Origin of the sequence: Streptomyces sp. NPDC088354 (genome assembly GCF_044753585.1) — a bacterium.
Classification (GTDB): Bacteria; Actinomycetota; Actinomycetes; order Streptomycetales; family Streptomycetaceae; genus Actinacidiphila.
In genome coordinates, this window is sequence record NZ_JBIVNJ010000125.1 from 1 (window position 1) to 2,960 (window position 2,960).

The window sequence follows — 2,960 nt, forward strand, 5'->3', positions numbered from 1 at the left end:
TTGATCACGTACTACCCGCACCGCGGAGCGGTCCCCGCAGCGTTGTGGTCATCGCTGATCGAGCAGGCCACCAGCCACGTCGAGATCCTGGTCTACGCAGGGCTGTTCCTCTTCGACAGTCACCCCGACCTGCCCGACCTGCTCGCGCAGAAGGCCGCCGCCGGCGCCCAGGTGCGGATACTCCTGGGCGACCCGGACTCGGACGCGGTCCGCCAGCGCGGAGACGAGGAGGGGATCGGCGAGGGCCTCGCCGCGCGAGCCCGGATCACGCGCCGCTACCTCGAACCGACCATGGCCACGCCGGGTGTGGAGGTCAGGTCGCACGACACGATCCTCTACAACTCCATCTACCGCTTCGACGACGACATCCTGGTGAATCCGCACGTGCTGGGAGCCCCCGCAGGCCAGAACCCGGTCCTGCACTTCCGCTACCTGCCCGGTGCCCGCACCTTCCGGCACTACATGCGCAGCTTCGACTACGCATGGGAGCGCGGGACTCCCGCAGTCCGATGACCGCCGACCTGCCCCTGTTCGCCGAGGTGTTTCCGGAACTGGCCGCCGACATCCTGCGCCTGCTGGAGCCGGACGGCGGGGTCCTCAGCGAGCAGATCCCGACGCTGCGGTACTACGGCGTGTGCACCTGCTCGGCCACGTGTCGCAACCTCCTGACGTCGCCACAAGGCTCGCCCACCCCCTACATCTGCGAGCTGGAGGAGGACGACGAAGTGCTGATCTGGCTCAACCTCGACCCGACAGGAACCGTGATCGTCGACATCGAGGTACTGCACGGAAGGGACCTCGGAGAAGCCGCACGCCGCCACTGAACAAGGCATGTGCGAGGCTGGACGTATGGCCCGCGTCGACTACTTCAACGACCCGAACGCCCCCAAGGCGAACAGCATCGTCCCCTCGGTCACAGCCGTCGCGCTCAACGAGGGTGGGGAGATCCTGCTCATCCACAAGACCGACAACAACCTGTGGGCACTGCCAGGCGGAGGCATCGACGTCGGAGAGTCCGCGCCGGCCGCAGCGGTGCGGGAGACGAAGGAAGAGACCGGGTTCGATGTCGAGGTAACCGGCCTGATCGGCATCTACACCAACCCGGCCCACGTCATGGCCTACGACGACGGCGAGGTGCGCCAGCAATTCTCCATCTGCTTCCACGCCCGCATCACCGGCGGCAAGCTCCGCACCAGCAGCGAGAGCAAGGAAGTGGCGTTCGTCCACCCGAGCAAGCTGGACGAGCTGAGCATCCACCCGTCCATGCGGATGCGAATCGACCACGCACTGACCCGTCGCTCCGAGCCCTACATCGGCTGATCGACGAGACGGGCCTGCGTTCTTTCTACAGCTGCCCGCAGATACGGGCGCGCGTTGCTGATCGCCGTGTGCACTTCGCTGCCCGGCGCGTACCGGACCAGGATCTCGTCCATGCGCTGCTCAAAGTCGAAGGCCTGACCAGCGGGACCCGTCGTCATGTCGGCGCAGATCAGGGCATCCAGTAGCGGCGAGTCCTCCCGCTCGTACACAGCCAGCTCCACCGACAGCCCGCGCTGCTCCGCTTCGTAGACGGCCCCTGAGTGATGAGCGACCAGGCACACAAGCCGGTCGGGTGCACCGAGAGATTCCAGGTGCCGAGCACCGTCGACCGGATGGAAGCCGGTGTCTCGCAGCTCCGGGGCGTAGCCGATGTCGTGCAGCCAGGCGGCAGCCACCAAGAGATCACGCTCATCCGCCGGCACAGCCGCGGATACCTCACGGGCACGCGCTGCGACAGCCTGCGTATGCAGCCATCGGTTCCCAAGCGGCGGCAACAACGACTCGGCCAGTTCGGCCGCTCCCTGGGGCGTGTCCAGCGCAGAAGGCATGGACCGCACGGTAGCCGAGCACCACAGGGAGTCGACAGTCCCGCAACCCTCACGAGTTGATCAAGGCGCACCGAACCGCATGCACGGTTCCTGCAACCCTTCCCATCCTCCCTTGGTCCTGCACAGGCTTACACCGCGGAGACCCCCGTCAACGCCGCCACCGCACATGGCAACCAAGAGCAATCTCGACCATCTGTTTAGCCATCCGCGGGAAGAAGCTGTACCAAGCCGACCCAGTTGTCCTCGTCCGCCTCGGTGTGAACGGCGCGGATCCTCCAGCGGCCGGCGGGCAGCAGGACCGGCGCCTGCGCGGGCATCCCACCACCGGGATATTCCACGTTCAGCTCGCCGCCAGCCGCGGCAGAATCAAAGAGCACGGCCGGGCCGTCCGACACCCACGTGCCACATTCTTCCCACGGGGTGTCGGGGTCTCGAAGGACAGTCTCCGCTGCGGCCTTCAACTTGGCTGCAGAGTCGGCGGCGAGCCAGCGTAGGAAGGCCCGCTGCTCGGGCAAATAACAGCTCGTGGCTGGCTCGTCCGCCAGTACCAATGCCTGCGCGCCGTTCTCACCAATCGTGATCACGCCTGCGAGGTCGTCCACGGCGCATGCCCGGTCGTAATCGTCTGGAGCGGTCGCGTCTCCAGCAAGTACACCGGTCTCAGTGGCGCCGCGCCACGCAGGCAGCGCGGAGACTGGAACGACGATCAAGGGGCCGCCCAACGACTCGACCCAGACTGGAGAGGGGGGAGACAGGTCGACACCTCCGGCAGTCGAAGTGGTGCTCATGCCCACAGTGTGCCGCAGCCCACCGACAGCGCTGTCATCGCGGGCACCGTGACCAGCTATGTCTCAACGCCACCGTGGCCATGTGATGCCCACAAGCCAGGCAGGGCACGAGCAACGGCTACGCAGCGCGGTAAGACTTTCTCTACTTCATCAAGGCGCTCCCGCCGCGCAGAGCGCGGCGGCGCGCGGCCCGGCGCCTCGGGCCGACGCTCCTAATGGGGACGTAAGTGTTGGGGATGACCGGCACGTGGTGAGCCGTATTCGCTCCTGAGGCGCCGACCTCTCAAGGCAGAGCCGGTCCCGT

Annotated in this window: 5 protein-coding genes; 3 read left to right on the forward strand and 2 right to left on the reverse strand. The window is 66.7% G+C overall.

Annotated elements, in window-relative coordinates; genetic code table 11:
- From ACIP98_RS42085 to ACIP98_RS42095, 3 genes are all read left to right on the forward strand, one after another.
- Positions 1-513, forward strand: a 513-nt coding sequence (locus tag ACIP98_RS42085; RefSeq protein ID WP_401982148.1) for an XRE family transcriptional regulator, incomplete at its 5' end; no start/stop codon positions are given.
- Positions 510-824: a hypothetical protein gene (locus ACIP98_RS42090; RefSeq protein ID WP_401982150.1), complete on the forward strand. Its 315-nt coding sequence runs from the start codon at positions 510-512 to the stop codon at positions 822-824. The genes ACIP98_RS42085 and ACIP98_RS42090, both read left to right, overlap by 4 nt.
- Before the next feature lie 25 nt (positions 825-849).
- Entirely contained in the window at positions 850-1,320 is a 471-nt protein-coding gene (locus tag ACIP98_RS42095; RefSeq protein WP_401982152.1) for an NUDIX hydrolase, read from the forward strand.
- On the opposite strand, the gene ACIP98_RS42100 is transcribed toward ACIP98_RS42095, so the two are convergent.
- Both ACIP98_RS42100 and ACIP98_RS42105 read right to left on the reverse strand, forming a co-directional pair.
- Entirely contained in the window at positions 1,308-1,868 is a 561-nt protein-coding gene (locus ACIP98_RS42100; RefSeq protein ID WP_401982153.1) for an HD domain-containing protein, read from the reverse strand. The two genes, ACIP98_RS42095 and ACIP98_RS42100, sit on opposite strands and share 13 nt — an antisense overlap.
- Before the next feature lie 197 nt (positions 1,869-2,065).
- Positions 2,066-2,656: an Imm21 family immunity protein gene (locus tag ACIP98_RS42105; protein ID WP_401982155.1), complete on the reverse strand. Its 591-nt coding sequence runs from the start codon at positions 2,654-2,656 to the stop codon at positions 2,066-2,068.
- Positions 2,657-2,960: the final 304 nt, after the last annotated feature.

Bases quoted from the DNA above. Each gene is read 5' to 3' on its own strand.
- ACIP98_RS42090 (WP_401982150.1), top strand. From the start codon at position 510: ATGACCGCCGACCTGCCCCTGTTCGCCGAGGTGTTTCCGGAACTGGCC.
- ACIP98_RS42095 (WP_401982152.1), top strand. From the start codon at position 850: ATGGCCCGCGTCGACTACTTCAACGACCCGAACGCCCCCAAGGCGAAC.
- ACIP98_RS42100 (WP_401982153.1), bottom strand. From the start codon at position 1,868: ATGCCTTCTGCGCTGGACACGCCCCAGGGAGCGGCCGAACTGGCCGAG.
- ACIP98_RS42105 (WP_401982155.1), bottom strand. From the start codon at position 2,656: ATGAGCACCACTTCGACTGCCGGAGGTGTCGACCTGTCTCCCCCCTCT.